25 protein-coding genes are annotated in these 26,752 nt (G+C 70.5%); 6 read left to right on the top strand and 19 right to left on the bottom strand.

Going from position 1 to position 26,752, the window contains the following annotated elements; genetic code table 11:
• Positions 1 to 95: 95 nt before the first annotated feature.
• From ACWGI6_RS22160 to ACWGI6_RS22145, 4 genes are all read right to left on the bottom strand, one after another.
• The gene (locus ACWGI6_RS22160) at positions 96 to 980 is read right to left on the bottom strand and encodes a DUF3159 domain-containing protein (RefSeq protein ID WP_453269109.1); all 885 of its coding nucleotides are present in this window, start codon (positions 978 to 980) and stop codon (positions 96 to 98) included.
• Positions 981 to 983: 3 nt separating this feature from the next.
• On the bottom strand, positions 984 to 1,382 hold the full coding sequence (locus tag ACWGI6_RS22155) for an OB-fold nucleic acid binding domain-containing protein (RefSeq protein WP_030088861.1): 399 nt from the start codon (positions 1,380 to 1,382) through the stop codon (positions 984 to 986).
• A 116-nt stretch (positions 1,383 to 1,498) separates the two neighbouring features.
• Positions 1,499 to 2,182 carry a response regulator gene (locus ACWGI6_RS22150; RefSeq protein WP_093491608.1) on the bottom strand — a complete coding sequence of 228 codons (684 nt, stop codon included), beginning with the start codon at positions 2,180 to 2,182 and terminating at the stop codon, positions 1,499 to 1,501.
• Positions 2,183 to 2,261: 79 nt separating this feature from the next.
• Positions 2,262 to 4,814: an ATP-binding protein gene (locus ACWGI6_RS22145; protein WP_453269108.1), complete on the bottom strand. Its 2,553-nt coding sequence runs from the start codon at positions 4,812 to 4,814 to the stop codon at positions 2,262 to 2,264.
• 232 nt (positions 4,815 to 5,046) lie between these two features.
• On the opposite strand from ACWGI6_RS22145, the gene ACWGI6_RS22140 reads away from it, so the two are divergent.
• Positions 5,047 to 5,580 (top strand): GNAT family N-acetyltransferase, encoded by a 534-nt coding sequence (locus tag ACWGI6_RS22140; RefSeq protein ID WP_453269117.1) that lies wholly within the window; start codon positions 5,047 to 5,049, stop codon positions 5,578 to 5,580.
• An 88-nt stretch (positions 5,581 to 5,668) separates the two neighbouring features.
• Here the strand turns inward: ACWGI6_RS22140 and ACWGI6_RS22135 are convergent, their stop codons facing one another.
• The 8 genes from ACWGI6_RS22135 to ACWGI6_RS22100 form a co-directional block, all read right to left on the bottom strand.
• Positions 5,669 to 6,847, bottom strand: coding sequence for an alginate lyase family protein (locus ACWGI6_RS22135; RefSeq protein ID WP_453269107.1), 1,179 nt, complete (start codon positions 6,845 to 6,847; stop codon positions 5,669 to 5,671).
• 264 nt (positions 6,848 to 7,111) lie between these two features.
• Positions 7,112 to 7,780: a potassium-transporting ATPase subunit KdpC gene (gene kdpC / locus ACWGI6_RS22130; RefSeq protein ID WP_453269106.1), complete on the bottom strand. Its 669-nt coding sequence runs from the start codon at positions 7,778 to 7,780 to the stop codon at positions 7,112 to 7,114.
• A 5-nt stretch (positions 7,781 to 7,785) separates the two neighbouring features.
• The gene (gene kdpB, locus ACWGI6_RS22125) at positions 7,786 to 9,885 is read right to left on the bottom strand and encodes a potassium-transporting ATPase subunit KdpB (RefSeq protein WP_453269105.1); all 2,100 of its coding nucleotides are present in this window, start codon (positions 9,883 to 9,885) and stop codon (positions 7,786 to 7,788) included.
• 32 nt (positions 9,886 to 9,917) lie between these two features.
• Positions 9,918 to 11,594: a potassium-transporting ATPase subunit KdpA gene (kdpA, locus tag ACWGI6_RS22120; protein WP_453269116.1), complete on the bottom strand. Its 1,677-nt coding sequence runs from the start codon at positions 11,592 to 11,594 to the stop codon at positions 9,918 to 9,920.
• A 31-nt stretch (positions 11,595 to 11,625) separates the two neighbouring features.
• Entirely contained in the window at positions 11,626 to 11,715 is a 90-nt protein-coding gene (gene kdpF / locus ACWGI6_RS22115) for a K(+)-transporting ATPase subunit F (protein WP_055544543.1), read from the bottom strand.
• A 326-nt stretch (positions 11,716 to 12,041) separates the two neighbouring features.
• The gene (locus ACWGI6_RS22110) at positions 12,042 to 12,806 is read right to left on the bottom strand and encodes a DUF3710 domain-containing protein (protein WP_453269104.1); all 765 of its coding nucleotides are present in this window, start codon (positions 12,804 to 12,806) and stop codon (positions 12,042 to 12,044) included.
• 1 nt (position 12,807) lies between these two features.
• Entirely contained in the window at positions 12,808 to 13,329 is a 522-nt protein-coding gene (dut, locus tag ACWGI6_RS22105) for a dUTP diphosphatase (RefSeq protein ID WP_327154418.1), read from the bottom strand.
• Positions 13,326 to 13,919: a PaaI family thioesterase gene (locus ACWGI6_RS22100; protein ID WP_393903593.1), complete on the bottom strand. Its 594-nt coding sequence runs from the start codon at positions 13,917 to 13,919 to the stop codon at positions 13,326 to 13,328. The genes dut and ACWGI6_RS22100 overlap by 4 nt, the downstream gene beginning before the upstream one ends.
• 58 nt (positions 13,920 to 13,977) lie before the next feature.
• On the opposite strand from ACWGI6_RS22100, the gene ACWGI6_RS22095 reads away from it, so the two are divergent.
• Positions 13,978 to 14,421: a DUF3093 domain-containing protein gene (locus tag ACWGI6_RS22095; RefSeq protein WP_393903592.1), complete on the top strand. Its 444-nt coding sequence runs from the start codon at positions 13,978 to 13,980 to the stop codon at positions 14,419 to 14,421.
• 21 nt (positions 14,422 to 14,442) lie between these two features.
• Here ACWGI6_RS22095 and ACWGI6_RS22090 read toward each other — a convergent pair whose 3' ends face one another.
• From ACWGI6_RS22090 to ACWGI6_RS22075, 4 genes are all read right to left on the bottom strand, one after another.
• On the bottom strand, positions 14,443 to 15,342 hold the full coding sequence (locus ACWGI6_RS22090) for a hypothetical protein (protein WP_453269103.1): 900 nt from the start codon (positions 15,340 to 15,342) through the stop codon (positions 14,443 to 14,445).
• Positions 15,343 to 15,356: 14 nt separating this feature from the next.
• On the bottom strand, positions 15,357 to 15,659 hold the full coding sequence (locus ACWGI6_RS22085; RefSeq protein WP_003982531.1) for a DUF4193 domain-containing protein: 303 nt from the start codon (positions 15,657 to 15,659) through the stop codon (positions 15,357 to 15,359).
• A gap of 526 nt (positions 15,660 to 16,185) precedes the next feature.
• A complete protein-coding gene (locus tag ACWGI6_RS22080; RefSeq protein WP_453269102.1) occupies positions 16,186 to 17,448 on the bottom strand; it encodes a sensor histidine kinase in 1,263 nt (420 codons plus the stop codon).
• 6 nt (positions 17,449 to 17,454) lie between these two features.
• The gene (locus ACWGI6_RS22075) at positions 17,455 to 18,108 is read right to left on the bottom strand and encodes a response regulator transcription factor (RefSeq protein WP_006602630.1); all 654 of its coding nucleotides are present in this window, start codon (positions 18,106 to 18,108) and stop codon (positions 17,455 to 17,457) included.
• A 328-nt stretch (positions 18,109 to 18,436) separates the two neighbouring features.
• Here ACWGI6_RS22075 and ACWGI6_RS22070 point away from each other — a divergent pair, with 328 nt between their 5' ends.
• Positions 18,437 to 18,613 carry a hypothetical protein gene (locus ACWGI6_RS22070; protein WP_006602631.1) on the top strand — a complete coding sequence of 59 codons (177 nt, stop codon included), beginning with the start codon at positions 18,437 to 18,439 and terminating at the stop codon, positions 18,611 to 18,613.
• Positions 18,614 to 18,696: 83 nt separating this feature from the next.
• Here the strand turns inward: ACWGI6_RS22070 and ACWGI6_RS22065 are convergent, their stop codons facing one another.
• Positions 18,697 to 19,542: an inositol monophosphatase family protein gene (locus tag ACWGI6_RS22065; protein WP_453269101.1), complete on the bottom strand. Its 846-nt coding sequence runs from the start codon at positions 19,540 to 19,542 to the stop codon at positions 18,697 to 18,699.
• 43 nt (positions 19,543 to 19,585) lie between these two features.
• Positions 19,586 to 20,740 carry a ferrochelatase gene (locus ACWGI6_RS22060; RefSeq protein WP_453269100.1) on the bottom strand — a complete coding sequence of 385 codons (1,155 nt, stop codon included), beginning with the start codon at positions 20,738 to 20,740 and terminating at the stop codon, positions 19,586 to 19,588.
• A gap of 180 nt (positions 20,741 to 20,920) precedes the next feature.
• Here ACWGI6_RS22060 and ACWGI6_RS22055 point away from each other — a divergent pair, with 180 nt between their 5' ends.
• Both ACWGI6_RS22055 and ACWGI6_RS22050 read left to right on the top strand, forming a co-directional pair.
• Positions 20,921 to 22,192, top strand: coding sequence for an MFS transporter (locus ACWGI6_RS22055; RefSeq protein WP_453269099.1), 1,272 nt, complete (start codon positions 20,921 to 20,923; stop codon positions 22,190 to 22,192).
• A gap of 247 nt (positions 22,193 to 22,439) precedes the next feature.
• Positions 22,440 to 23,783, top strand: a complete 1,344-nt coding sequence (locus ACWGI6_RS22050) for a D-arabinono-1,4-lactone oxidase (RefSeq protein ID WP_453269098.1) — start codon at positions 22,440 to 22,442, stop codon at positions 23,781 to 23,783.
• 86 nt (positions 23,784 to 23,869) lie between these two features.
• Here the strand turns inward: ACWGI6_RS22050 and ACWGI6_RS22045 are convergent, their stop codons facing one another.
• On the bottom strand, positions 23,870 to 25,081 hold the full coding sequence (locus ACWGI6_RS22045) for a hypothetical protein (RefSeq protein WP_453269097.1): 1,212 nt from the start codon (positions 25,079 to 25,081) through the stop codon (positions 23,870 to 23,872).
• Between the two features lie 498 nt (positions 25,082 to 25,579).
• On the opposite strand from ACWGI6_RS22045, the gene sepH reads away from it, so the two are divergent.
• Entirely contained in the window at positions 25,580 to 26,644 is a 1,065-nt protein-coding gene (gene sepH / locus ACWGI6_RS22040) for a septation protein SepH (RefSeq protein WP_393903584.1), read from the top strand.
• Positions 26,645 to 26,752 lie beyond the last annotated feature (108 nt).

Raw genomic sequence — 26,752 nt, 5'->3', positions numbered from 1 at the left:
GGTAGGCGGCGACGAACTCCCGGTCCCCGGGCGAACCGCTGACGATCTCGGTACGGGCGTCCGGCGTTGGTGTGTGCGTGCCGTCCGCCGGTCCGTCAGCGGCGGTGGCGGGCCCGGCGCGGCCGCTCGTCGTCGGCCTCCGTCGCGGCCCCGGACGCCATGCCCTGGAAGAGGTCGTCGGCGACCCGGTCGAGTACCTCGCGCTCGCCGCGGCGCCGCTCCTCCGCCTCCTTCTCGGCCTTCTCCTTCGCCTCCATCTCGGCGAAGACGTCGATCGGCGCCGGCGCCTTCGCCAGGAAGATCCACGTGAGATAGACCGCGAGCAGGAACGGCGGGATCTTCAGCGCGATCAGCACCCAGCCGAGCTGGGTGGTGTCCGCCCACCAGTACAGCGGGAAGAGGATCGCGCACTTGGCGAAGAGGATCAGCCCCCAGGCCCAGCTGGCCTTGGCGTACGCCTTCTTCCGGCCCGGGTTGCGGGTGCGCCAGGAGAGGTTCTCCTTGAACACCGGCCCCAGGATCAGTCCGATCAGCGGGACACCAGCGAGCGTGGTGATCATGTACGCGAGGGCCAGTCCGAGGGTGTAGAGCATCCCCGGCAGGTAGAAGTCCTTGGCGTTGCCCGTCATCATCGCGAAGACCACGCCGAAGGCCACCCCGAAGACGCCGCTGAAGGCGTGCTTGACGGTGTCCTTGCGGATCAGGCGGACCGCCGCCAGCACCAGCGAGACGGCCAGCGCGGCGATCGCCGAGATGTGCAGGTCCTTGTTGATCGTGAAGATCGTGACGAACAGCAGGCCGGGGACCACGGTCTCCACCATGCCGCGTACGCCGCCGAACGCCTCGAACAGCGCCGCCTCGGTCACCTTCCTGTTGTCGGCGGCTCCTTGGGCGCCCGGGTCGGGCGAGTCGGTCGGGGGGCCTGCGGAGGCGTCGGGGTCGGCATCCGCGTCAGTGGTCGGTCGGTCGTGAGACGTCACCGGCTACTCCTGTCCGAGCGGTCGGAGTTCGTACTTCGGATTGAAGAGCACCCGGCGTCCGTGGCTCAGGGAGACCCGGCCCGAGGCGATGAGCTTACGGCCCGGCTCGATCCCGACGATGGAGCGGCGTCCGAGCCACACCACGTCGAGCGCCGCGGAGCCGTCGAACAGCTCCGCCTCCAGCGCGGGCACACCGGCGCGCGGCCGCAGCGTGACATGCCGCAGGGTGCCGGTGACCTTCACTATCTGCCGGTCGTCACAGTCGCAGATACGGGTGCACCCCGCGTCCTGCGCATCCTGTTGCAGCTCGGCGGACTGCAGCTCCTCCTCGGAGGAGGACAGCCTGTCGAGCAACCGGCGGAAGCGGCCGGCCGGCTTCTCGGAACGGGTCCCAGCACTCATAAACCCAGCGTACCGGTGGCCAGGTCGCGAGATCACGGCCCGCTCACGGAGTTCGTACCCGCCTCACAAAGCCGCGCCCCGCCGCGGTGCCCGATCCCGGTCGCGGCCCGCTGCCCTCACTGCTCGAAGCGGTACCCCATCCCCGGCTCCGTGATGAAGTGCTTCGGGTGCGAGGGATCGCTCTCCAGCTTGCGGCGGAGCTGGGCCATGTACACCCGCAGATAGTTGGTCTCGGTGCCGTACGAGGGGCCCCAGACCTCCTGGAGCAGCTGCTTCTGGCTGACCAGCCGGCCCGCGTTGCGGACCAGGACCTCCAGCAGGTGCCACTCCGTGGGGGTCAGCCGGATGTCCCGGCCACCGCGGTTGACCTTCTTCGCGGCGAGGTCGACGGAGAAACCTTCCGTCTCCACGATCACCTCGTCTTCGGCCGGTCCGGTCGGCTCGGCCCTGCGCACCGCGGCCCGCAGCCGGGCCAGCAGCTCGTCCATGCCGAACGGCTTGGTGACGTAGTCGTCCGCGCCGGCGTCCAGCGCCTCCACCTTCTCGTCGGAGGTCTGCCGGGCGGAGAGCACCAGGATCGGCACCCGCGTCCAGCCGCGCAGCCCCTTGATCACCTCGACACCGTCCATATCGGGCAGACCGAGGTCGAGGACGATGACGTCGGGGTGGCGGGCGGCCGCGAGTCTGAGCGCGGTGGCCCCGTCGGGGGCGGCGTCGACCTCGTATTTGCGCGCCTTCAGGTTGATCACGAGGGCGCGGACGATCTGCGGCTCGTCATCGACCACAAGCACCCGGTTCACTGGCGTTCTCCTCGTGGTGTCGTCGGCCGGCGGGGCGGGCCCGCCGGGCGTGTGGTGGGAGTGGTCCGTGCGGCCCGGCTCATGTCGTGGCCTGGGCCGGAAGGTCGGGCCTGACCGCCGGCCGGCCGGGCACGGCCCGGAGCGTGAGGACCATCGTCATCCCGCCTCCGGGGGTGTCCTCGGCGGCGAGCGTGCCGCCCATCGCCTCCGCGAAACCGCGCGCCACGGCCAGCCCGAGGCCCACGCCGGCACCGCGCGGAGCGTCACCGTAGCGCTGGAAGGGTTCGAAGATCCGGTCCTTGGCGCTGTCCGGCACCCCCGGCCCGCGGTCGGCGATCCGCAGCTCCACCCGGTCACCGAGCGCGCTGGCCGAGACCAGCACCACCGCACCGTCCGGGCTGTATTTCACGGCGTTCTCGACGAGATTGGCCACCGAGCGCTCCAGCAGCCCCGGGTCCACGGCGACGATCGGCAGCTCCTCGGGGATGTCCAGGGTGACGCTGCCCTCCGGTACGCCGCCGAGCGCCATCGGCACCACCTCGTCGAGGTCGATCTCGCGGATCAACGGGGTGACCGTGCCGGTCTGCAGCCGGGACATGTCCAGGAGGTTGCCGACCAGGTGATCCAGCCGGTCGGCACCCGCCTCGATGCCGGCCAGCAGCTCCGCCTCGTCCTCCTCGGACCAGGCGACGTCGTCGGAGCGCAGGGAGGTGACGGAGGCCTTGATGCTCGCCAGCGGGGTCCGCAGATCGTGGCTGACCGCGGCCAGCAGTGCCGTCCTGATGCGGTTGCCCTCGGCCAGCTCCCGGGCCCGCTCCGCCTCGCCCACCAGCCGCTGGCGGTCCAGCACGACGGCGGCCTGGGCGGCGAACGCGGCCAGCACCCTGCGGTCCTCCGCGGGCAGCACGCGGCCGGTCAGCGCCAGCGCCATGTGGTCGCCCACCGGCATGTCGACATCGGCGTCCTCGGGGCGCATCAGCGGCGTGCCGTGGTCACCGCCCGCCCGGCCCGCGCAGGTCCACGGGTCGACGTCGCCGGCGCGCTCCAGCAGCGCCACAGTCTCCATGCCGAAGGTCTCCCGCACCCGCTCCAGCAGGGCATCCAGGGTCGTCTCGCCACGCAGCACACTGCCCGCCAGGAACGACAGGATCTCCGACTCGGCGCGCAGCCTGGCGGCCTGATGGGTGCGGCGGGCGGCGAGGTCCACCACGGAGGCGACCGAGACGGCCACCGCGAAGAAGATCACGATGGCGACGATGTTCTTGGGGTCGTTGACCGTGAGGGTGTGGGTGGGCGGCGTGAAGTAGAAGTTCAGCAGCAGCGAGCCGACCGCGGCGGATGCCAGGGCCGGCAGCTGCCCGCCGAGCAGCGCGGCGACGACCGTCAGGAAGAGGAAGAGGAGGACGTCGTTGGCCAGCCCGGGGCCGTTCACCATGCCGCTCAGCAGCAGCGAGAGCAGGGCCGGTCCGACGACGCCGACGAGCCAGCCGGCGATGATCCGGGCCCGCCCCAGCCGCGCGCCGCGCGCCACCGGCAGCCCGCGGCCCTTGGCGGCCTCTTCGTGGGTGACGATGTGCACATCGAGATCGGGCCCGGATTCGCGGGCGACGGTCGCCCCCACCCCCGGCCCGAAGATGTACTGCCAGGCCTTGCGGCGACTGGAGCCCAGCACGATCTGGGTGGCGTTGACCCCGCGCGCGAACTCCAGCAGCGCGCCGGGTATGTCGTCCCCGATGACGTGATGAAACGTGCCGCCCAGGTCCTCCACCAGGGTCCGCTGGACGGCGAGTTCCTTGGGCGAGGCCGAGGTGAGCCCGTCGCTGCGGGCGATGTAGACGGCGAGCACCTCGCTGCCCGACCCCTTCGCCGCCATCCGCGCCGCGCGGCGGATCAGCGTACGGCCCTCCGGCCCGCCGGTCAGTCCGACGACGATGCGCTCACGCGCCTGCCAGGTGGAGCGGATCGAATGCTCCGCCCGGTACTCCTGCAGATACTCGTCCACCCGGTCGGCGACCCACAGCAGCGCCAGCTCGCGCAGCGCCGTGAGGTTGCCCGGCCGGAAGTAGTTGGACAAGGCGGCGTCCACCTTGTCGGGCTGGTAGATGTTGCCGTGCGCCATACGCCGGCGGATCGCCTGGGGCGACATGTCGACAAGCTCGATCTGGTCGGCCCTGCGGACGATCTCGTCCGGCACGGTCTCGCGCTGCCGCACACCCGTTATGGACTCGACGACATCCCCGAGTGACTCCAGGTGCTGGATGTTGACCGTCGAGATCACATCGATCCCGGCTTCCAGCAGCTCCTCGATGTCCTGCCAGCGCTTGCCGTTGCGCGAGCCGGGGACGTTGGTGTGCGCCAGCTCGTCGACCAGCGCCACGGCCGGATGGCGTTCCAGGACCGCGTCCACGTCCATTTCGGTGAAAACCGTGCCGCGGTACTCCAGCTCCTGGCGCTGGATCTGCTCCAGCCCGTGCAGCATGACCTCCGTACGGGGCCTGCCGTGATGCTCGACGAACGCCACGACGACGTCCGTGCCCCGCTCCACGCGCCGGTGCGCCTCGGACAGCATCGCGTACGTCTTACCGACGCCCGGTGCCGCGCCGAGATAGATCCGTAGCTTGCCGCGTGCCATGGCCCCATTGTCTTACGTGAAAGCCGCCCCCACCGGGCTGAACCTGCTGCGAGCCTACCGACGGGACAAGTGGACAAAAGGCACAGGCGGCGCCTTGGCGTCCGGTCTTGACGCGACTCTGATACGGGAGGCGGGAGGGAGGTGAACCATGGCCGGAAAAATGCCATCGCTGGGCCACAGGCCGACTGCGACCATGACCCACATGACCGAGGCACATCCGACGGCGCCCCGCATGACCGACGTCCGTCTCGCCCACACCGCCGATCTCGACACCGCCACCCTCAAGGCGGCCCGCACCCTCCTCTACGACGTCTTCGACGACATGACCGCGGAGGACTGGGAGCACTCACTCGGCGGTCTGCACGCCCTGGTCCACGAAGACGGCGAACTGATCGGGCATGCGTCCGTGGTCCAGCGGCGTCTGCTGCACGGCGGCCGGGCACTGCGCTGCGGTTACGTGGAGGGCGTCGGCGTCCGCGCGGACCGGCGCGGGCGCGGACACGGCGCGGCCATGATGGGCGCCCTGGAGCGGGTCGTACGCGGCGGCTACGACCTCGGCGCGCTCGGCGCCGCCGACGAGGCCGCTTCCTTCTACGCCGCCCGCGGCTGGCAGCTGTGGCGCGGCCGGTCCTGGGCACTCACCCCGGACGGCATCCAGCGCACCGCGGACGAGGACGGCTGCATCTACGTCCTCCCGACCGCGGCCGCCCCCCTCACCCTCGACACCGACCTCACCTGCGACTGGCGCGACGGCGACGTGTGGTGACGCGCGGGGGCGGCCGGGCGAGAGCCCTCTCGACCCGCCTCGCCCGCACGCCACGTCCGTGCCGAAGCCGGTCCGGATCAGCTCCGCATCAGCTCGGGTTCTCCGCGTGGGTCAAGGTCTCCCAGCCGACAAAGAGATTGTTGGAACCGGCCGGCCGCTGCCGATCCGTCAGCTTCTGGGTGTTGGCCATGTCGTGGTGCATCCGGTTGTGCAGCGCGTTGTAGCCGACCTCGGTGACCGGACCCAGGCCGCGCTTGATGCTGCCGCCGCACAGCCATGACGGCGGGGCGGTGCCCAGTTCGTAGGTGGCCTGGAAGCCGAGTGCATGACGCAGCCGGTCGGCGACCTCGGGGTAAAGGTCCTGGCCCTGGAGGCGGCTGGTTTCGGCGATGTGCGAGATGGCCGACAGGCCGTAACCGGTGTGGGTGAAGTCGCGGCAGGTTTCCTGGGTGAGGCCGTCGACGAACGTGGACTGGCCCTGCCAGTACTTGACGATCTTGTCGCGAGTGTCCAGCCCGCTGCCGGGCGTGGTCTTGGGCAGATCGCCGTCGGACTTCAGATAGATGTACGCGGGCACCCGGGCGCGGAACGTGGCGATGGCCTTGTCGTACGAGGCCCTGTCCTCAAGGAAGACAGAGATACCGACGGCCGCCTCCATCATGCTCAGTTCCCAGTTGCCGTTGCTCCGGGAGCCGTTGATCACCTTGGGAAGGTAGACGGTGCGCAGCATGCCGGCGAAGCGGTCGACGCGGTCCTTGGGCCAGCCGTTGTACGTGTAGCGGATGATTTCGGCGGCGCGTGGCCAGGAGGAGCCGGCCCAGCCGGTCTGCAGGGGGGCGTTGCTGTTGGTGTGGTCCTTGAGGGTGCCGGACCAGGCGTCCATGATCTGAATCGCCTTGTCCGCGTACTTGCTGTCGCGGGTGATGTACCAGGCCAGCGACAGGGTGTAGGCGGCGAGGGCGTCCTCGCGTTCATCGGTGCAGCCGTAGTTGGGGTCGGAGTACGAGCCGCATTCGACGATGGCGCGGGGCTTGGGTGTGCGCGAGAGCGAGGCGTAGCTGCTCGCCCTCATGGTGTCGAAGGCGTTTTTCCAGGGCTGGGCCCCGGAGTTGACCTTGCCGCGGGTGAAGTCGAGCTGAGCGGTGCCGACGAGGACGCCGGGGTGGGTGAAGGCGGCCGGCGCCGCGGTGGACGGGGCGCCGGCGAGCAGGCCTGCCGTCAGGGCGCCGAGCAGCGCGCCGACGACGAGGGTGAGCTTTCTGCGCATGGGGGGTGGGTGCCTTCCTGTCGAGATGCTCGATAAGACGGGAGCTGTTCTCGTACATGAACAACAGGCGCTGACATGAACACCTGCGATGGCTGGCGAACGTAAGGGCAAGCCACCGTGCCGTCAAGACCTGGCGTCAGGGCGGTGGGAAATCAACCGCCTTGCCCCGACGGGTGGTTCAGGTCCCGAAGGAGAGGAACGCAAGAGAAACGGCCCCTGGAGGAGAGAAATCCTCCAGGGGCCGCCCCTGTGCACCCGGTGCGCTCAGCTCTTGGCCTGCCCCTGAACCAGGTCCTTCAGCGCGATGTTCAACTCCAGTACGTTCACCCGTGGTTCACCCATGAAACCGAGGATGCGGGCGTCGGTGTGGCGCTCGACCAGCTCATGCACCGTGCCACCGGGCAGGTGGTTCTCCTTGGCGACCCGGTCGGCCTGCAGTTGCGCGTACGCGGGCGAGATGTCCGGGTCGAGTCCGGAGCCGGAGGAGGTGACGGCATCCGCCGGGACCTTCGCCTCGGGGACGCCGTACGTCGTGGCGACCCACTGCTTGCGCTCCTTCACCGCCTTGACGAGGTCCGTATTGGTCGCGCCCTGGTTGGACGCGCCGGAGACCTGGAGGTCGTACCGGGTGTTGACGCCGTTGGCCCTGTTGCTGCCCAGCCCCGCCGCGGGGCGCGGCTGGAAGAACTTCAGGTCCGGGACCGGATTGCCGTTCTTGTCCTTGCCCTTGTCGTAGCGCTGGCCGATCAGCGACGAGCCGACGACCTTGCCGTGGGAGCTCACCTCGGACCCGTTGGCCTTGCCGGCGAACGCCGCCTGCGCCACTCCGGTGACCACCAGCGGGTAGATGACCCCGCAGACCACCGTCAGTACGAGCAGGGCACGCAGGCTCGCACCGATCAACCGGGCGGTGTTGCGTACGGAGTTGTTCACGGCGGTCACCCGATTCCGGGGAGGAGAGTGATGAGCAGGTCGATGAGCTTGATGCCGATGAACGGTGCGATCAGACCGCCCAGTCCGTAGACGGCGAGGTTGCGGCGCAGCATCCGGTCGGCGCTGACCGGCCGGTACTGCACGCCCTTGAGGGCGAGTGGCACCAGCGCGACGATGATCAGCGCGTTGAAGATGATCGCCGAGAGGATCGCGGAGCTGGGGCTGGACAGCCGCATGATGTTGAGGGAGTCCAGGCCGGGGTAGGCCACCGCGAACATCGCCGGGATGATCGCGAAGTACTTCGCGACGTCATTGGCGATCGAGAAGGTCGTCAGTGCGCCCCGGGTGATCAGAAGCTGCTTGCCGATCTCGACGATCTCGATGAGCTTGGTCGGGTTGGAGTCCAGGTCCACCATGTTCCCGGCCTCCTTGGCGGCCGAGGTACCGGTGTTCATGGCCACGCCGACGTCCGCCTGGGCCAGCGCGGGCGCGTCATTGGTGCCGTCACCGGTCATGGCGACCAGCTTGCCGCCGGCCTGCTCCCGCTTGATGAGCGCCATCTTGTCCTCGGGCGTGGCCTCCGCGAGGAAGTCGTCCACACCCGCCTCATCGGCGATGGCCTTGGCCGTCAACGGGTTGTCACCCGTGATCATGACGGTCTTGATGCCCATCTTGCGCAGTTCGACGAACCGTTCGCGCATCCCGTCCTTGACGACGTCCTTGAGGTGGATGACTCCCAGGACGCGGGGGCCGCGCTCGTCCTCCAGGGCGACCAGCAGCGGGGTGCCACCGGCCTGCGAGATCGCGTTGCTGAGCGTGTCAGCGTCCTCCGCGACCTCGCCGCCGCGCTCCTTGACCCAGGTGATGACCGCACCTGACGCACCCTTACGGATCTTGCGTCCGTCGACGTCCACACCGGACATCCGGGTCTGGGCGGTGAACGGGACCCAGTCGGCCCCGGTCAGTTCGCCCTGGTGCCGCTCGCGCAGTCCGTACTTCTCCTTGGCGAGGACGACGATGGAGCGGCCCTCGGGCGTCTCGTCGGCCAGCGAGGACAGCTGGGCGGCGTCCGCGACCTCGGCCTCGGTGGTGCCGTGTACGGGGACGAACTCGGCGGCCTGGCGGTTGCCGAGGGTGATGGTGCCGGTCTTGTCGAGCAGCAATGTCGATACATCGCCTGCGGCTTCGACGGCTCGGCCGGACATGGCCAGGACGTTGCGCTGCACGAGACGGTCCATACCGGCGATGCCGATGGCCGAGAGCAGTGCACCGATGGTCGTCGGGATGAGACAGACCAGCAGTGCGAGCAGCACGATCATGGTCTGTTCGGCGCCCGCGTAGATCGCGAACGGCTGAAGGGTGACGACCGCCAGCAGGAAGACGATGGTGAGCGAGGCGAGCAGGATGTTGAGAGCGATCTCGTTGGGGGTCTTCTGCCGTGCGGCGCCCTCGACGAGGTTGATCATCCGGTCGATGAAGGTCTCGCCGGGCCTCGTTGTGATCTTGATGACGATGCGGTCGGAGAGCACCTTCGTACCGCCTGTCACAGCGGAGCGGTCACCGCCGGACTCGCGGATGACCGGGGCCGACTCACCCGTGATGGCGGACTCGTCGACGGATGCCACTCCTTCGACGACATCGCCGTCACCGGGAATGATGTCGCCGGCCTCGCACACGACGAGGTCGCCGATGCGCAGCTCGGTGCCGGGCACCTGCTCCTCGCTGCTTCCGCTCAGACGGCGCGCCACGGTGTCGGTCTTGGCCTTGCGCAGGGTGTCGGCCTGCGCCTTGCCACGGCCCTCGGCGACCGCCTCGGCGAGGTTGGCGAAGAGGACGGTCAGCCACAGCCAGGCGGCGATCGCCCACCCGAACCAGTCGGCGGGAGTCGTACAGGCGAAGATCGTGGTCAGCACGGAGCCGACCTCGACCACGAACATGACGGGCGACTTGACCATCACCCGCGGGTCGAGTTTGCGTATCGCGTCCGGCAGGGACGTGATCAGTTGCTTGGGGTCGAAGAGACCGCCGCCCACACGGCCGTCGCCGGGCTTGTGCCCACTGGGGACGTCCTGGTGCGGAGCACGGGTCGGAGTGGCGGTGGACATGGAGCCGGGCTCCTCCGGTTTCACGGGGGCGGTCATGACAGACCCTCCGCCAGCGGCCCGAGGGCCAGCGCCGGGAAGTAGGTCAGACCGGTGATGATCAGGATCGTGCCGACGAGCAGCCCGGCGAACAGCGGCTTTTCGGTACGGAGGGTGCCCGCGGTCTCCGGGACCGGCTTCTGCTCGGCGAGCGAGCCGGCCAGTGCGAGCACGAACACCATCGGCAGGAAGCGGCCGAGCAGCATGGCCAGACCGATCGTGGTGTTGTACCAGGGGGTGTTGGCATTGAGGCCGGCGAACGCGGAGCCGTTGTTGTTGGCGCCGGAGGTGAAGGCGTACAGCACCTCGGAGAAGCCGTGCGAACCGGCGCCCAGCGCCTTGGTGTTGAGCATCGAGCCCAGCGCGTCCGGCAGCACCATCGAGACAGCGGTGAAGCCGAGCACCAGCGTCGGGGTGATGAGGATGTAGCAGGCGGCGAGCTTGATCTCGCGGGTGCCGATCTTCTTGCCGAGGTATTCGGGCGTACGGCCCACCATCAGCCCGGCGATGAACACCGCGATGATCGCCATGACCAGCATGCCGTAGAGACCGGAACCGACACCGCCGGGTGCGATCTCGCCCAGCATCATGCCGAGCAGCTGGACGCCCCCGCCGAAGGCCGTGAAGGACGAGTGGAAGGAGTCCACCGCGCCGGTGGAGGTGAGGGTGGTGGCCACCGAGAAGATCGAGGAGCCGCCGACGCCGAAGCGGGTCTCCTTGCCTTCCATGGCGGCGCCCGCGGCCTGCAGGGCCGGACCGCCGTGGGCGAACTCGGTCCACATCATCAGCGCCGTGAAGCCCAGCCAGATGACGCCCATCGTGGCGAGGACGGCGTACCCCTGCTTCACGTTCCCGACGAGCTTGCCGAAGGTGCGGGTGAGCGCGAAGGGAATGACGAGGATCAGAAAGACCTGGAAGAGATTGGTGAAGGCGTCGGGGTTCTCGAAGGGGTGGGCGGAGTTGGCGTTGAAGTAGCCGCCTCCGTTGGTCCCCAGTTCCTTGATGGCCTCCTGGGAGGCGACCGCGCCACCGTTGGTCTGCTGGGAGCCGCCCATGAACTGGCCGACCTCGTGGATGCCGGAGAAGTTCTGAATGGCACCACAGACGACCAGGACGAGGGCACCGATGACGGCGATCGGCACCAGCACCCGCACGGTGCCGCGGACCAGGTCGGCCCAGAAGTTGCCGAGATCGCCGGTGCGCGACCTGGCGAAGCCGCGGACGAGAGCGACGGCGACGGCCATGCCGGTGGCGGCGGAGACGAAGTTCTGCACCGCGAGACCGGCGGTCTGCACGACGTGGCCCATGGCCTGTTCGCCGCTGTAGGACTGCCAGTTGGTGTTGGCGACGAAGGACGCCGCGGTGTTGAACGCCTGGTCCGGGCCGATCGACGCGAAGCCGAGGGACAGCGGCATACCGCCCTGGACGCGCTGCAGCAGGTAGAGGAAGAGCACCCCCACCGCGGAGAACGCCAGGACGCCGCGCAGATAGGCCGGCCAGCGCATCCCGGCGTCCGCATGCGCGCCGATGCAGCGGTAGATGACCTTCTCGATGCGGAGGTGCTTGGGGGAGCTGTAGACGGCGGCCATGTAGTCGCCGAGGGGGCGGTACGCCAGGGCCAGCGCCGCGGTGAGCGCTGTCAGCTGGAGCACGCCTGCGAGAACGGGGCTCATGTGGCCCGCTGCGGCAGCAGCAGTCGACACCTCAGAACCTCTCCGGGAAGACGAGGGCGAGGACCAGGTAGCCGAGCAGGGCGACGGCCACGATCAGACCGACGATGTTTTCCGCGGTCACAGCTTCGTCACCCCCTTGGCGACGAGAGCCACCAACGCGAAGACCGCGATCGTGACGACGACGAAGGCCACATCGGCCATCGTGTGCTCCTAGTGGAATGGGGAGGACAGGACCCCTAGAGCAAAGCGCCGTTCCAGCCGTCTGTGACCGCCGTTGACGGCTCCCTTACGGCCATTGGCGTTCCCTTGACGACTTTCCTACGCGTCGCGACCTGACCTGCACAAACGGAGCGGGCCCGCACCCCCCATAGGGGAGTACGGGCCCTTGCGACCGTCACGATCCAGCCGTCACCCGGGCGCCATCACGCCGCCCGGCCGCCGGATGTGTCAGCGGATCTCGGTGATCTCCGGTCCACGCTCCAGGCGCTCGACGCCACCGCCGAAGCGCGACTGCTCGACCGAGTCCTGCTGCACACCGTCCGGCACCATCTGGGCGTCGTCCGGCAGCTTCAGCACGATCGGATCGCGGGGGGCCATCGGGCCCTCGCCGCGGATGATGACGGTGTCCCGGAAGATGTGTTCCAGCACGCCCGCGGCCTGCGGCTGCACCGCGCCCTGGCCGGAGATCACACCCCGCAGGAACCACCGGGGGCCGTCCACACCGATGAAGCGCACGACCTGCACACCGTTCGTGCCGTCCGGCAGCTGTACGGGTACCTGGGCACGCAGCTCCCAGCCCAGCGGGCCCTCGACCTCGTCGATGACCCCGCCCTGCTGGGTGATGCCGGTGGCGATCTCCTCGCGGACCTCGCCCCAGATGCCCTCGTTCTTGGGGGCGGCGAAGGCCTGCAGCTGTACGGCGCTGTCCTGCAGCACCACGGTCGCGGCGACGATGGCGTCACCGGCGACCTCCACCCGGAGCTCCATGCCCTCGACACCCGGCACGAACAGCCCGCCGAGGTCCACCCGGCCCTCGCCGGGCTCGGAGACCTCAGACGCGTCCCAGGGACCGTCGGGGCGCGGCGCGGGCGGAAGATTGAGCCGCTGCTGCGGCGCCTCGTCCTCGTCGGCGTCGCTCACCGTGTGCTCGTCGAGCGTGGTGTCCTCGACCGACTCTTCAGGAGCCTCGTTCTTCTTGCGACGTCCGAACACGTCACTGTCCTTCCCGGTCGGCACCGACCGATGCGTATTCATTCCCGCCCGTGGAGCCGCCCACCGCCGCATGACCGCCGGTGGAACCGAATCCCCCCTCGGCCCGCGCCGAGCCGGGAAGTTCCGCCACCTCGTGGAAGCGCACCTTCTCGACCTGCTGGACGACCAGTTGGGCGATCCGGTCGAACCTCTCGAACCGCACGCTCTCGCGCGGGTCCAGATTGACCACGATCACCTTGATCTCTCCACGGTACCCGGCATCCACCGTCCCGGGGGCATTGACCAGCGCCAGGCCGCAGCGCGCGGCCAGTCCGGACCGCGGATGCACAAATGCCGCATACCCGTCAGGCAGCGCGATCGACACACCGGTGGGCAGCACGGTGCGCTCCCCCGGCGCCAGCTCGGCGGCCTCGGTGGTCACCAGATCCACACCCGCGTCGCCGGGATGCCCGTACGACGGAACGGGCACGTCCGGATCCAGCCTCCGCAGCAGCACATCCACCGGATTCCGTACCTGACTCACGGGTTCACCTCGAAGGCACGCGCTCGCCTGACCTGGTCCGGGTCGGACATCGCCGCCTGGATCTCCTCGGTCCTTCCGTTGTCGATGAAGTGGTCGACCTTCACCTCGATGAAGACGGCCTCGGCGCGCACCGCGACGGGACCGTCCGGGCCGCCTATGCGACCCACGGCCGTCGAGTAGATCTTCCGCCCGTGCACCGCGGTGACCCGCGCGTCCAGGTGCAGCACCGTGCCCAGCGGCACCGGCCGTACGAAGTCGGTCTCCAGCCGGCCGGTCACCGCGATCACCCGCAGCAGCCAGTTCAGCGAGCCGAGCGTCTCGTCCAGCGCGGTGGCCAGCACCCCGCCGTGCGCCAGCCCCGGCGCACCCTGGTGGGCCTCCTTGACGGTGAACTCGGCGGACACGCTCACGCCGTCGCCGGCCCGCGCCTCCAGATGCAGGCCGTGCGGCTGGCCGGTGCCACAGCCGAAGCACCGGTCGTAGTGCGCGCCGAGAAGTTCTCCGGGTGCCGGCGCCTCGGCATGCCGGACCGGAGCGACAGCGTCCGCCGGTGGCGTCAGCCGCGCCCTGGGTTCGTCAGTTCCACTCACGAGGGGAGACCCTACCCGCGCGCATAAGGGGCCCGCGCCGCCGTGCCAAGCTGGAGCCATGCAGCCGTACGAAGAACGCCTCACCGCGCCCCGGTCCTGGTGGGTGATCGCCGCGCTGATCGGCGTCGCCTGCGCCCTGATGCTGCTCCCCCTGGGGACGCTTTGGTTGCTCGGCGGACTGATCGGCGGAGCGGCGCTGTCCGCGGTGGCGGTGAGCTCGTACGGCTCGGTGCGGATCCGGGTGGTGGGCGGTGCCCTGATCGCCGGCGACGCGAAGATCCCGGTGACGGCACTGGGCGAGGCGTGGGCGCTGGACGCGGACGAGGCGATGGCGTGGCGTACGCACAAGGCCGACGCCCGCGCGTTCATGCTGCTGCGCGGCTATATCCGCACCGCGGTGCGGGTGGAGATCACCGATCCGCAGGACCCGACGCCGTACGCCTATCTCTCGACGCGGGCGCCGGAGCGCCTGGTGGCGGCGCTGGCGGCCGGACGCGCCTGACCGGCGGCGCGGGGTCGTGGATCAGTCGCCCGGTGGCGGCGGGGTCTCTCCGGCCCGTTCGATGCCCATCAGGGCGGTCGGCGCGGAGTCGGGAAGGGCGTCCCAGGGGACCTGCTTCGTGCGCAGGTCCTTACGGATTTTTTCCGCAACTTTTCTGGTGTCCCTGCGGTTCATGAACGCGCCGACGGCGGCGCCGACCATGAACGGCGTGAGGTTGGGGAGGTTGCGCAGCGTGCGCTTCATGATCTGCTGACGCAGCTCGCGCTTCATCTGCCCGCCGAGGGCGATGTTCAGCGAGGTCGGCTTGGCGATGTCGACGCCCCGCTCCTCCGTCCAGGACGTCAGATAGGCCATCGCCCGCTGCCGGAAATTCCCCGCGGGCCGGAGCCCGTAGACCTCGTGCAGTTCGGCGATCAGTTTGATCTCGACCGAGGCCACACCGGTGACCTCGGCGGCCAGCTCGGCCGGCATGGCGGGCGGTACGGGCAGCATCGCTGCCGCGCCGACGCCCGCTCCGACGGTGGCGGTGCCCCTGCAGGCGCCCGCGACGAGCTTGTCGGCCAGGTCCTCGGGGGTCAGTCCGGGGAACTGGGCGCGCAGGGTGGCGAGGTCGCGGACCGGGATCCGCGGGGCGGTGTCGATGATCCGGTCGGCGATCGCGGCAACCCCTGCCCGCACCCTGCCGCCGGTTCGTCCGGCACCACGGCCGACCATGGCCGCGAGCGAGGCCGTGCGGCCTCTCCCCCGCTCTCGGCTTCGCTCGAGCGGGAGGTGCCCCCACTGCAGTGCACCGGTCGTCCGCTCCGCGGGGAGGGCGGTCGGGTCGGCGGGCACGGGCGCGGTTTCCTCGCGTGATCGTGCGCCGGCCGCCGAGCCTTTGACGCCCTTGGAGCCCTTACGGAACGGGTTCACGCCTGCCACGGCGTAGACCGGTCTCAGGCCGCGCAGTCGCGGCAGATCGGCTGCCCGTTCTTGTCCTCCGCGGCCAGCTGGCTGCGGTGGTGGACCAGGAAGCAGCTCATGCACGTGAATTCGTCCTGCTGCTTGGGCAGCACGCGCACGGCCAGCTCTTCGTTGGACAGGTCCGCGCCGGGCAGCTCCAGGCCCTCGGCCTGCTCGAACTCGTCGACGTCGACGGCCGAGGCGGACTTGTCGTTCCGCCGCGACTTCAGCTCTTCAATGCTGTCCTCGTTGAGATCGTCGTCGGTCTTGCGTGGGGTGTCGTAATCCGTAGCCATTTTCGCTCTCCCCCTCTGGGTGTCTGCGGTGTCTCAGCGCTCGTAACGCGTGAGAGGCCGGACTTGTGCCCGACCTGAGGCGGAGATTTTGCCTCACATCAAGGTCTGTTACTCAATCGACACCCAACCGCACCCCTGAAGAGGTGATCGGTTTGGATGGCGATCAGGACCGTACACGGTCCGAATGTCGCACCTCGCGCAGCCCATCACCTCTACTTCCCGTGATCTCACCCCCCGGAAACCCGGACTTCCCCGGCATTCCGACGGGCATTTCGATCACGGAGCGTAGATGGCCGGAATTTCGCGTCTGTGAGGCATCACACACGCGCAGACCGGTGGGCGGACCGGTTCAATTCCGCGCAAAGCGAACTCGGCGAAGGATCCACGCCGACCCCCCTTCTCGTCAAACCGGCAGGCGAAGCGGCGTACGGCCGCGAGACGGGCGATCGTACGCACAGATGTCCGACGACTGCTCACGGGGGCGCACAGTGGCTCCAGCGGGCGTACAACCGCCCTCTGGCCTGCGTCAGAGCGGCAGGACGACCCGCATCACGAGTCCGCCGCCCTCACGGGGCTCGGCCGTGATGGTGCCGTCGTGCGCGCGCACGACCGAACGCACGATGGACAGACCCAGGCCGACCCCCTTGTCGCTGCCGGTGCGCTCGGTGCGCAGCCGCCGGAACGGCTCGAAGAGGTTCTCCACCTCGTAGGCGGGCACCACCGGACCGGTATTGGCGACCACCAGGACCGCACAGCCGGGCTGCGGCTCCGTGGTGACCTCCACCCAGCCCTCCTCCGGCACGTTGTAGCGCACCGCGTTCTGGACGAGATTGAGGGCGATGCGCTCCAGGAGGACACCGTTGCCCTGCACGAAGACCTGCTGGCGGACCCCGCGGAACTCCACACCCTTGCTGTGCGCCTCTTCACGGGTCTGGTCGACGGCCTGGGACGCGACCTCGGACAGGTCGACCGGCTTCTTGTCGACGACCTTGTTCTCACTGCGGGCGAGCAGCAGCAGGCCCTCCACCAGCTGCTCGCTGCGCTCGTTCGTCGCCAGCAGCGTCTTGCCGAGCTGCGCGAGCTCGGGGGACGCCTCCGGATCGGCGAGCTGGACCTCCAGCAGCGTGCGGTTGATCGCCAGCGGCGTCCGCAGCTCGTGCGAAGCATTGGCGACGAACCGCCGCTGCGACTCGAAGGCCCGGTCCAGCCGGTCCAGCATCTCGTCGAAGGTGTCGGCGAGCTCCTTGAGCTCGTCGTCCGGCCCGCCCAGCTCGATCCGGCGGTGCAGATCGGAGCCGGCCACCCGCTGGGCGGTACGCGTGATCCGCCCCAGCGGCGACAGCACCCGGCCCGCCATCGCATAGCCGAAGGCGAAGGCCACGATGGTCAGACCCAGCAGGGCCAGCAGGGAGCGGTTGAGGAGGCTGTTGAGGGCCACCGCGCGCTGGTGCTGCAGGCACTGTTCGACGGCCTGCTGGAGCAGCTGCCCGGACGTCTCGGTGGGCAGGTCGCAGATGTCACTGGTCGACTGGAACTTCCCGCCGAGGATCTTCAGCGGCAGCGCGCTGCCGTCGTGCAGCGCGTCCGCGGCCAGCATGTAGATGATCGTGAGCAGCACGATCCCGGCCATCAGGAACATGCCGCCGTACAGCAGCGTCAGCCGTATCCGGATCGTGGGCCGCAGCCACGGGAACGGACGGACATCGACCGGCCTGGGGTCCCAGGTCGGCTTGGGCGGAACGGGCGGCGGCGGGGTGGCCGCCTTGGAGAACGAGGGCAGGGAGGGCATCGCCGGTCAGATCCGGTATCCCGAGCCGGGGACGGTGACGATCACCGCGGGCTCGCCGAGCTTGCGGCGCAGCGTCATGACCGTGACCCGCACGACGTTGGTGAACGGGTCGGTGTTCTCGTCCCAGGCCTTCTCCAGGAGCTGCTCCGCCGAGACGACCGTGCCCTCGCTGCGCATCAGGACCTCCAGCACCGCGAACTCCTTCGGGGCGAGCTGGACCTCCTTGCCGTCGCGGAACACCTCGCGGCGATTGGGATCGAGCTTGATGCCGGCCCGCTCCAGGACGGGCGGCAGCGCGACGGTCGTACGGCGCCCGAGGGCACGTACCCGGGCGGTCAGCTCGGTGAAGGCGAAGGGCTTGGGAAGGTAGTCGTCCGCGCCGATCTCCAGGCCCTCGACGCGGTCGCTGACGTCGCCGGAGGCGGTGAGCATCAGGACACGGGTGGGCATCCCCAGCTCGACGATCTTGCGGCAGACATCGTCACCGTGGACGACCGGAAGGTCACGGTCCAGCACGACGACGTCATAGTCGTTGACCGCGATCCGTTCCAGGGCGGCAGCGCCGTCGTAGACCACGTCGACGGCCATGGCCTCCCGGCGTAGTCCGGTGGCCACCGCATCGGCGAGCAGCTGCTCGTCCTCGACGACGAGAACACGCACGTCGCTAGTCCTTCCTCAGGGCCCTTGCGGGCAGGCACAACAAAGTCTTCAGAGCTCTTCCATCCTGCCCCGAAGAGCCATAAACCGGCGGTAAGAGGGGTGCGGAGGGGTGGAGAGCCCGGGCCTCGGCGCCCGACGGACATGATTCCTGGGAGGGTTGAGGTTTCCCTGAGGTGGGGTGTGGGGAGGACGGCTGTACACCCGCGATCACGCCCTGTTGCTTCGGCTACGTGCCATGAACTGATCCATCGCAGGGACCACGCCGTGATCGATCGACCCACCCGTCGGCACACCCCCGTGCCCACCGACCCACGACGAGGGGGCGCACATGGACGCGTTCACCGCAGGCATTTTGCAGCGCATAGAGAACACCGAAGCCGATCTGGACCGGGCCCGCGCTGCGGGCGATGACTTCCTCGCCGAGGTCGAGCAGGCAGAACTCGAGGACCTGCAGCGACTGGCGACCGAGCACGGCGTGCGGTACGGAGCGGTCAGCAACGCCTGACCTCTCCCCGGCGTACGGAACGACAGCGCCCCGGCATCCAGGGGATGGTGCCGGGGCGCTGTCGTGCCCGGACGGCGGTCCGGTCAGTCGTGCCAGGCGCCGAGCTCGTCCAGGAGGGGCTGGAGCCGCTCGAAGAGAGCCGGGGAGGCGGCGAGGGTCAGCTCGTGGGAGACCGGCCGGCCGGGGCGCCCACCGGTGAGCGCGCCGGCCTCGCGGGCGATCAGGGCGCCGGCCGCCAGGTCCCAGGGGTTCAGACCGCGCTCGTAGTAGGCGTCGAGCCGGCCGCAGGCCACATCACACAGGTCGATCGCGGCCGAGCCGCCGCGCCGGATGTCGCGGACCTGCGGCAGCAGGGTGCGCACCACCTCCGCCTGCGCCGCCCGGCGCTCGGCGAGATAGCCGAACCCGGTGCCGACGAGCGCCTGGGAGAGCGGCGGCGCGGGCCGGTGGCGGATGCGCTCGCCGTTGTTGAACGCGCCACGACCCACGACGGCCTGGCAGGTCTCGCCGCGCATCGGGGTGGCGACCACCCCGACGACCACTTCGCCGTCCTTCTCCGCCGCGATGGACACCGACCAGGCCGGCAGCCCGTAGAGGTAATTGACGGTGCCGTCGACGGGGTCGATGACCCAGCGGATGCCGCTGGTGCCGTCGGAGCTGGCGCCCTCCTCCCCCAGGAAGCCGTCGTCGGGGCGGTGCTCCGCGATGAAGCCGGTGATCAGCTTCTCGGAGGCGAGGTCCATCTCGGTGACGACGTCGATGGGGCTGGACTTGGTGGCGGCCACACCGAGGTCGGCGGGCCGGCCGTCACGCAGCAGCGCCCCCGCGCGGCGGGCGGCCTCCAGCGCCAGTTCGAGAAGTTCGTCGTACAGCGCCTCGTGATGCGCCGGATCGGTCTGCGGGGCGTCGGGGTGCAGCGGGTCGGGCACGATGCTCCTTGCTCGGACGAGCGGTGATCGGGGGCGGAGGGGTTTACGCGGGGGCTTCGGCGGCCGGGCCCCGCCAGTCGGCGCCGGCGGCGGCCGGGCGCGGTGCGCGCGCGGGACAGCAGCCGATGGGGCACAGGTCGTGGCCGGCACCGAGGGCGCCCAGGGCGCAGCGCTCCGGGGTGCGGCCCCGTTCGGTGGCCGCGCGCTCCAGGAGGAGGTCGCGGACGGCCGCGGCGAACCTCGGGTCGGCGCCCACGGTGGCCGACCTGGTGACCGGCAGTCCCAGTTCGGCGGCCTTGGCGGTGGCTTCGGTGTCGAGGTCGTACTTGACCTCCATGTGGTCGGAGACGAACCCGATGGGTGCCATCACGACGGCCGGAACGCCCGCGGCGTGCTGCTCCTCCAGGTGGTCGCAGATGTCCGGCTCCAGCCAGGGGATGTGCGGGGCGCCGCTGCGGGACTGGTAGACGAGCCGCCAGGGGTGGTCCACACCGGTCTCCGCGCGGACGGCGTCCGCGACCACCCGCGCCACGTCCAGATGCTGGGCGACATAGGCGCCGCCCGCGCCGTCCCGGGTGTGGTCGGCGGGTGTGCCGGAGGTGTCGGCCGCGGCGGTGGGGATGGAGTGCGTGGTGAACGCGAGATGGGCGCCGTCCCGCACCTCCCGGGGCAGTGCGGCGAGGGACGCCAGCACGCCGTCGACCATCGGACCGACGAAGCCGGGGTGGTTGAAGTAGTGCCGCAACTTGTCGACCTGCGGCACCGGCAGACCCTCGGCCCCGAGGGCGGCGAGGGCGTCGGCGAGGTTCTCGCGGTACTGCCGGCAGCCCGAGTACGAGGCGTAGGCGCTGGTCGCCAGGACGGCGATACGGCGGTGGCCGTCGTGGACCATGGTGCGCAGGGTGTCGGTCAGGTAGGGCGCCCAGTTGCGGTTGCCCCAGTAGACGGGCAGGTCCAGGCCGTGCCCGGCGAAGTCGTTGCGCAGTGCGTCCAGCAGTTCCCGGTTCTGGGCGTTGATGGGGCTGACGCCGCCGAACAGGAAGTAGTGCTGCCCCACCTCCTTGAGGCGCTCACGGGGGATGCCGCGGCCGCGGGTGACGTTCTCCAGGAACGGGACGACGTCGTCGGGGCCTTCGGGACCGCCGAAGGACAGCAGCAGCAGGGCGTCATAAGGGCGGGGATCGCACTGTTCGGGCATGCCATCGATCCTGCCACCCTTCCCGCGGGTGCGGCGGGCAGGTCCCGGCGCCGGGAGGGCCGACGGGCCGGAGGAGGTTGCGAAAATTCGGAGGCGGCCGACGGCAGACCGCCCGTAAGCTGTATCGGCCCCTGTCATTCCTTACCGATCTTTTCGGTCCTCACCGGCGGAGCACCCCCGTTGCCCAGTCCGTACCGCGCCATCTTCGGCCGCCCCGGCACCAAGTCGTTCTCCGCCGCCGGACTGCTGGGCCGGATGCCTCTGTCGATGCTGGGCATCGGGATCGTCACGATGATCTCCCAGCTGACCGGCCGCTACGGCCTGGCCGGCGCGCTGTCCGCGACGATCGCGCTGTCCGCCGCGGTCCTCGGCCCGCAGATCTCCCGGCTGGTGGACCGGCACGGCCAGAGCCGGGTGCTGCGCCCGGCCACCCTGGTGTCGATCGCCGCGGTCGCCGGTCTGCTGCTGAGCGCCCAGCAACGGTGGGCGGACTGGCTGCTGTTCGTCTTCGCGGCCTGTGCCGGGTGTGTGCCGAGCGTCGGCTCGATGGTCCGGGCGCGCTGGGCCGAGCTCTACCGGGGCTCCCCGCGCGAGCTGCACACCGCGTACGCGTGGGAGTCGATCGTCGACGAGACGTGCTTCATCGTGGGACCAATCCTGTCCATCGGCCTGTCCACCGCGTGGTTCCCGGAGGCCGGTCCGCTGCTGGCCGCCGGCTTCCTGGCCGCCGGCGTGTTCTGGCTGACGGCGCAGCGTGCGACGGAGCCGGTGCCGCATCCGCGTGAGCAGCACGCCCAGGGGTCGGCGCTGCGCTCGCGGGGACTGCAGGTGCTGGTGGTGACGTTCGTGTCGACCGGCGCGATCTTCGGGGCGGTCGACGTGGTGACCGTGGCGTTCGCCGAGGAGGCCGGGCACAAGGCCGCGGCCAGCCTGGTGCTGGCGGTCTACGCCCTCGGCTCGTGTGCGGCCGGTGCCGTCTTCGGGCTGCTGCACCTCAAGGGCCATCCGTCCCGCCGCTGGGTGGTGGGGGTCTGCACGATGGCCGTGAGCATGGTGCCACTGCAGCTGGTGGGTTCACTGCCGCTGCTGGCCGTCGCGCTGTTCGTCGCGGGGCTGTCCGTCGCCCCGACGATGGTGACCACGATGGCGCTGGTCGAGGAGCATGTGCCGCGGTCGAAACTGACCGAGGGCATGACCTGGACCAGCACCGGTCTGGCGGTGGGCGTCGCGCTCGGTTCGTCGGCGGCCGGCTGGGTGGTGGACGCCGCCGGGGCCGCCCGCGGCTATCTGGTGCCGGGGGCGGCGGGCGTGCTCGCCGCGCTGGTGGCTTTCGCGGGCTACCGCAGGCTCCGCCCGCAGTCGCCTCCGGTGGCGGGCCCGGCCGTGGCGGGCGGCCTGCCCGGCCGGCCCGGTCCGGCCACGGAGCGGCAGGGCGAGGAGAGCGTCGCCTAGGACCTGTCCCGTCGATCGGGGCCCGCCCGCCCCGCGTGGCGCCGGCCCGCCGGTCCGTGTGAACCCGCCCCGCCCGTCGGCGAGTTACCGGCGGTACGACATGTCCGGGAGCCGGGCGATTCCAGCCGATTCCCTGGCTTTGTGATTCCCGTCACCCCGCCTGAACGGCACGTCGGTGACTGACATCATGCGCTCACACAACGGCGGCCGAACACGGCCGGCCCGCGCGGAGGGAGGGGACGTCACCATGGCAGTCAGCAATGCCGTCGGCGGCTCGGGAGGGCGCGGTCCGACAGCCGGGCCGTGGCGCAACTGGGCGGGCAATGTCACCGCCCGCCCCGCCCGGAGCGTGGCCCCGGCGAGCACGGAGGAGCTGGCGGCCGCGGTCCGCGCCGCCGCCGCGGACGGGCTGACGGTCAAGGCGGCCGGCACCGGCCACTCCTTCACCCCGGCGGCCGCCACCGACGGGCTGCTGATCCGCCCCGAGCAACTGACCGGCATCCGCACCGTCGACCGCGAGGCCGGCACGGTGACGGTGGCGGCCGGTACACCGCTCAAGCGCCTCAACGAGACGCTGGCCGCGCACGGACTGTCGCTGACCAACATGGGCGACATCATGGAACAGACGGTCTCCGGGGCGGCCGCCACCGGCACCCATGGCACCGGCCGCGACTCGGCCTCGCTCGCCGCCCAGACCACCGCCCTGGAACTGGTCACCCCCGACGGCTCGGTCCTGACCTGTTCGGCCGAGGAGAACCCGGAGGTCTTCGCCGCGGCGCGGCTGGGCCTGGGCGCGCTGGGCGTGATCAGCGAGCTGACCTTCGCCGTGGAGCCGGAGTTCCTGCTGACCGCGCGCGAGGAGCCGATGGCCTTCGACGAGGTGACGGACCGGTTCGACGAGCTGGTCGCCGAGAACGAACACTTCGAGTTCTACTGGTTCCCGCACACCGGCAGCTGCAACACCAAGCGCAACAACCGCAGCCAGGGCCCGGCGGCGCCACCCGGGAGAGTGAGCGGCTGGGTCGAGGACGAGCTGCTGTCCAACGGGGTCTTCCAGCTCGCCTGCACCGTCGGGCGGGCGGTACCGGCCGCCATACCCCGCATCGCCAAAATCTCCAGCCGCGCGCTGTCGGCCCGTACGTACACCGACATCCCGTACAAGGTGTTCACCTCGCCGCGGCGGGTGCGGTTCGTGGAGATGGAGTACGCGCTGCCCCGCGCGGCCGCGGTGGCGGCGCTGGGCGAGCTCAAGGCTCTGGTGGAACGCTCGGACTTCAAGGTCAGCTTCCCGGTGGAGGTGCGGACCGCGCCCGCCGACGACATTCCGCTGTCCACCGCTTCGGGCCGGGACACCGTGTACCTCGCCGTACACATGTACTGCGGGACGCCGTACGAGGCGTATTTCGCGGCCGCCGAGCGGATCATGACGGCACACGACGGACGCCCGCACTGGGGGAAGCTGCACACCCGCGATGCCGCCTACCTTGCCGACGCCTATCCGCGGTTCGGGGAGTTCACCGCGGTGCGCGACCGGCTGGACCCGGAACGCCGGTTCGCCAACGCCTATCTGCGGCGGGTCCTGGGGGACTGACCGGCGACGGCTGCGGCCCGGCGCCCTGGGGTGGGCACCGGGCCGCAGCTGTTGCGGGTCCGCCTCGTCCGGACGGCCGCCTCGGGTCAGGAGGAGGCGCCGGGGCCGGGGTCCGGCGCGCCGGACTGCTGTTCGTCCGGGTGGTCCCCCTGGTTTCCGGTGCCGGTCGAACCGTCGCCGGAGCCGGTGCCGCCGTCCCCGGCTGAGCCGCTCGGCGACGGATCCGGCGACGAGGGCGTGCCGGGGTCCGGCGAGGTCTTGCCGCCGTCGGACGGGTTCGGGTCCGGCGACGGGGAGCCGCCGTCCTTTTCCCGGCCGGTGCCGGTGTCGCCCGAGTTGCCCGGGTCGGGGCTCGGCCGGTCACCGCTGCCGCGCCGGCTGCCGTCACCCGGGGAGTGGCCGGAGCCGGGCGACTGCGGGGTGCGGGGCTGCTGCCGGCTGCCTCCCCCGGTATGGGTGATATTGCTCAGCGTCGTGCCCTGCTCGCCGCTCGGCGTCTGCCCGGTGATCAGTTCGGTGCCGGTGACCACTCCCATGGCGAGCGCAAAGACCGCGAGCGCACCGAGAGTCGGCCGCTTCCAGCCGCGCAGCCGGGTGCCGTACGTCGCGGTGCTGAGCTCCTCGGGCGGGCCGGCCGGGTGCCGCGCTGCCGGGACTCCGGGCTGGCGGGCGGCGGCCTGACCCAGCGCCATGGTCCGCTCGTCGAGACGCGGTACCAGCTGCGTCCGGTCGGCGGGCCGCCCCGGGCCGGTCCCGTCCACCACACGTAGTGCGCGGGTCGCATCGGGCTCGGCGGAGCGCAGTATCCGGGTCGCGTCATCGGCCCCAGGGGCGGGGTGGGCGCCCGCCGGATCGCGGCGGCGGGCCTGTTCAACCCGCGGGACCAGCTGCGTACGGGCCGTGCCGTACCCGCTCGTTCTGGCCGCGACGGAGGTGACCTTGTCCTCCGTGCCCTCCTTGTCGAAGGTCGGCAGCACCATCGTGGGCTCGGCCTGCCGGGCGCCGGGGGCGGTGGATCGAGTGCGGGTGGAGGAGGAGCGGTGTGGCTTCGGCCGGGTGGTGACCGTCGCCTCCTTGAGCTGTTCGCCGGTGCGCCGGAACAGGTGCTGGAACACCGAGCCGCCGGTGGTGGCCACGACACTGACCACACCCGCGCCGATGATGCTTCCGTAGACGCCGAGCCGGCCCGCGAGGTACGCGGCGACCGCCGCAGCGAGCGCGCTGCCGGCTACCTGAGCAATGCTCAGGTCAATCCGCTTCTCCTTCTTCTTCGTGTCGCTTTCGGTTTCTTCGTCCATCTCCAACCTTTGATAGCCCGTTCGATCCATCTTGCATGGAGAAGTGACCATTCGGCGGAGCCAAAAGTTCCGATTTTGGGGAATCTGTGAAACTTGCCACCTGCGTGCCAGGTAGAGAGATCGACAAGACGACCCAACTCCGTTGCGCGCCCAGAAGTTCAGCGGCGCGGCGGTCCACCTCAGTGGTCCGAATGGAGTACTGTGGCGAGCCCTGGCCCCGGTTCCCGTCCGGCTGCCCGGAACCCAGGGGAGGGGGCCATGAAGGCGGCACTCACCCCGGGGCGCCGCCGCTCGGCACGGGTGAACGGTGACAGAGCAAGCGGCATGGTCACTGAGCGTGGCGAACAGGTAACCGTGTCATAACGGCGTTTCAGGGCCAAGCCCCGACACGCCGGGCAACTCGGCAATGTTGTGGCAGGCTGCACCCGGGCAGGCCACACTCGACTAGCGGAAGCAGCGACGCGAGTGACGTCGGCAGGCACCACCCGGGAGGTCCCCATGCCCGAACTGCGTGTCGTGGCCGTCTCCAACGACGGCACACGGCTGGTGCTCAAAGCTGCGGACAGCACCGAGTACACGCTTCCGATCGACGAACGGCTGCGCGCCGCCGTCCGCAATGACCGTGCACGCCTCGGCCAGATCGAGATCGAGGTCGAGAGCCATCTGCGTCCGCGGGACATCCAGGCGCGTATAAGAGCCGGTGCCTCCGCCGAAGAGGTCGCCCAGCTCGCCGGCATCCCCGTCGACCGGGTGCGCCGCTTCGAGGGGCCGGTGCTCGCCGAACGCGCCTTCATGGCCGAGCGGGCCCGCAAGACCCCGGTGCGGCGGCCCGGCGAGAACACCGGTCCGCAGCTCGGTGAGGCGGTGGCGGAGCGGCTGCTGCTGCGCGGCGCCGACAAGGAGAGCGTGCAGTGGGACTCCTGGCGCCGGGACGACGGCACCTGGGAGGTGCTGCTGGTCTACCGCGTCGCGGCCGAACCGCACTCGGCGAGCTGGACGTACGACCCGCCCCGGCGGCTCGTCCAGGCCGTGGACGACGAGGCGCGGGCGCTGATCGGCGAGAGCGACGACACGCCCGAGCCGAGCTTCCCGTTCGTGCCACGGATCGCACGGCTGCCGCGCGACCGGCCGCTGGACCGCGCGTTGGACCGGCAGACGCCCGAACGCGGCGAGCGCGGGGCGCAGTCCAACGGCGAGGACGGCGAGCCGCGGGTCGCGGAGGAGGCCGTCGGTGAGCGCGAGCGCGATTCGCTGACCAGCCTGCTGGAGGCGGTACCGAGCTTCCGTGGCGACATGGTCGTACCGGAGACCGTGAAGTCGGCGCAGAGCGACGAGGAGTCCGAGGCCGAGGTCGAGGAGCCGCCCGCCCCGGCGGCCAGTGCGGGCGCGGGTTCCGCGTACGCCGATGTGCTGATGCCGCGCGCGGTGGCCGGTCATCGCGACCGGCTGACCGGGACGACGGACCGGCAGGCCGAGGCGGACGGTGTACGGCCCGGTCGCCGCGCCGCGGTGCCCAGCTGGGACGAGATCGTCTTCGGTACCCGGCGCAAGAAGCCGGAGTAGCGGGGCGGCCCTTGGGGCCCTCCCGCCGCATACCCACCCGTGCGGGCGGGCCCCCCGACGCCGGGGCGGGGGGGCGGGGGGGTTAGTGGCCCCCGGTGGGGGGGCCCC

Source organism: Streptomyces sp. NPDC054786, assembly GCF_053611685.1.
Note: the sequence above shows the minus strand (reverse complement) of the source record. Positions and strands in the feature narration are given on the sequence as shown.

Bases quoted from the DNA above. Each gene is read 5' to 3' on its own strand.
- ACWGI6_RS22060 (WP_453269100.1), bottom strand. From the start codon at position 20,740: ATGCCCGAACAGTGCGATCCCCGCCCTTATGACGCCCTGCTGCTGCTG.
- ACWGI6_RS22045 (WP_453269097.1), bottom strand. From the start codon at position 25,081: ATGGACGAAGAAACCGAAAGCGACACGAAGAAGAAGGAGAAGCGGATT.
- ACWGI6_RS22155 (WP_030088861.1), bottom strand. From the start codon at position 1,382: ATGAGTGCTGGGACCCGTTCCGAGAAGCCGGCCGGCCGCTTCCGCCGG.
- ACWGI6_RS22095 (WP_393903592.1), top strand. From the start codon at position 13,978: ATGCAGCCGTACGAAGAACGCCTCACCGCGCCCCGGTCCTGGTGGGTG.
- ACWGI6_RS22085 (WP_003982531.1), bottom strand. From the start codon at position 15,659: ATGGCTACGGATTACGACACCCCACGCAAGACCGACGACGATCTCAAC.
- ACWGI6_RS22080 (WP_453269102.1), bottom strand. From the start codon at position 17,448: ATGCCCTCCCTGCCCTCGTTCTCCAAGGCGGCCACCCCGCCGCCGCCC.
- ACWGI6_RS22070 (WP_006602631.1), top strand. From the start codon at position 18,437: ATGGACGCGTTCACCGCAGGCATTTTGCAGCGCATAGAGAACACCGAA.
- sepH (WP_393903584.1), top strand. From the start codon at position 25,580: ATGCCCGAACTGCGTGTCGTGGCCGTCTCCAACGACGGCACACGGCTG.
- ACWGI6_RS22135 (WP_453269107.1), bottom strand. From the start codon at position 6,847: ATGCGCAGAAAGCTCACCCTCGTCGTCGGCGCGCTGCTCGGCGCCCTG.
- kdpB (WP_453269105.1), bottom strand. From the start codon at position 9,885: ATGTCCACCGCCACTCCGACCCGTGCTCCGCACCAGGACGTCCCCAGT.
- ACWGI6_RS22140 (WP_453269117.1), top strand. From the start codon at position 5,047: ATGACCGACGTCCGTCTCGCCCACACCGCCGATCTCGACACCGCCACC.
- ACWGI6_RS22050 (WP_453269098.1), top strand. From the start codon at position 22,440: ATGGCAGTCAGCAATGCCGTCGGCGGCTCGGGAGGGCGCGGTCCGACA.
- kdpA (WP_453269116.1), bottom strand. From the start codon at position 11,594: ATGAGCCCCGTTCTCGCAGGCGTGCTCCAGCTGACAGCGCTCACCGCG.
- ACWGI6_RS22145 (WP_453269108.1), bottom strand. From the start codon at position 4,814: ATGGCACGCGGCAAGCTACGGATCTATCTCGGCGCGGCACCGGGCGTC.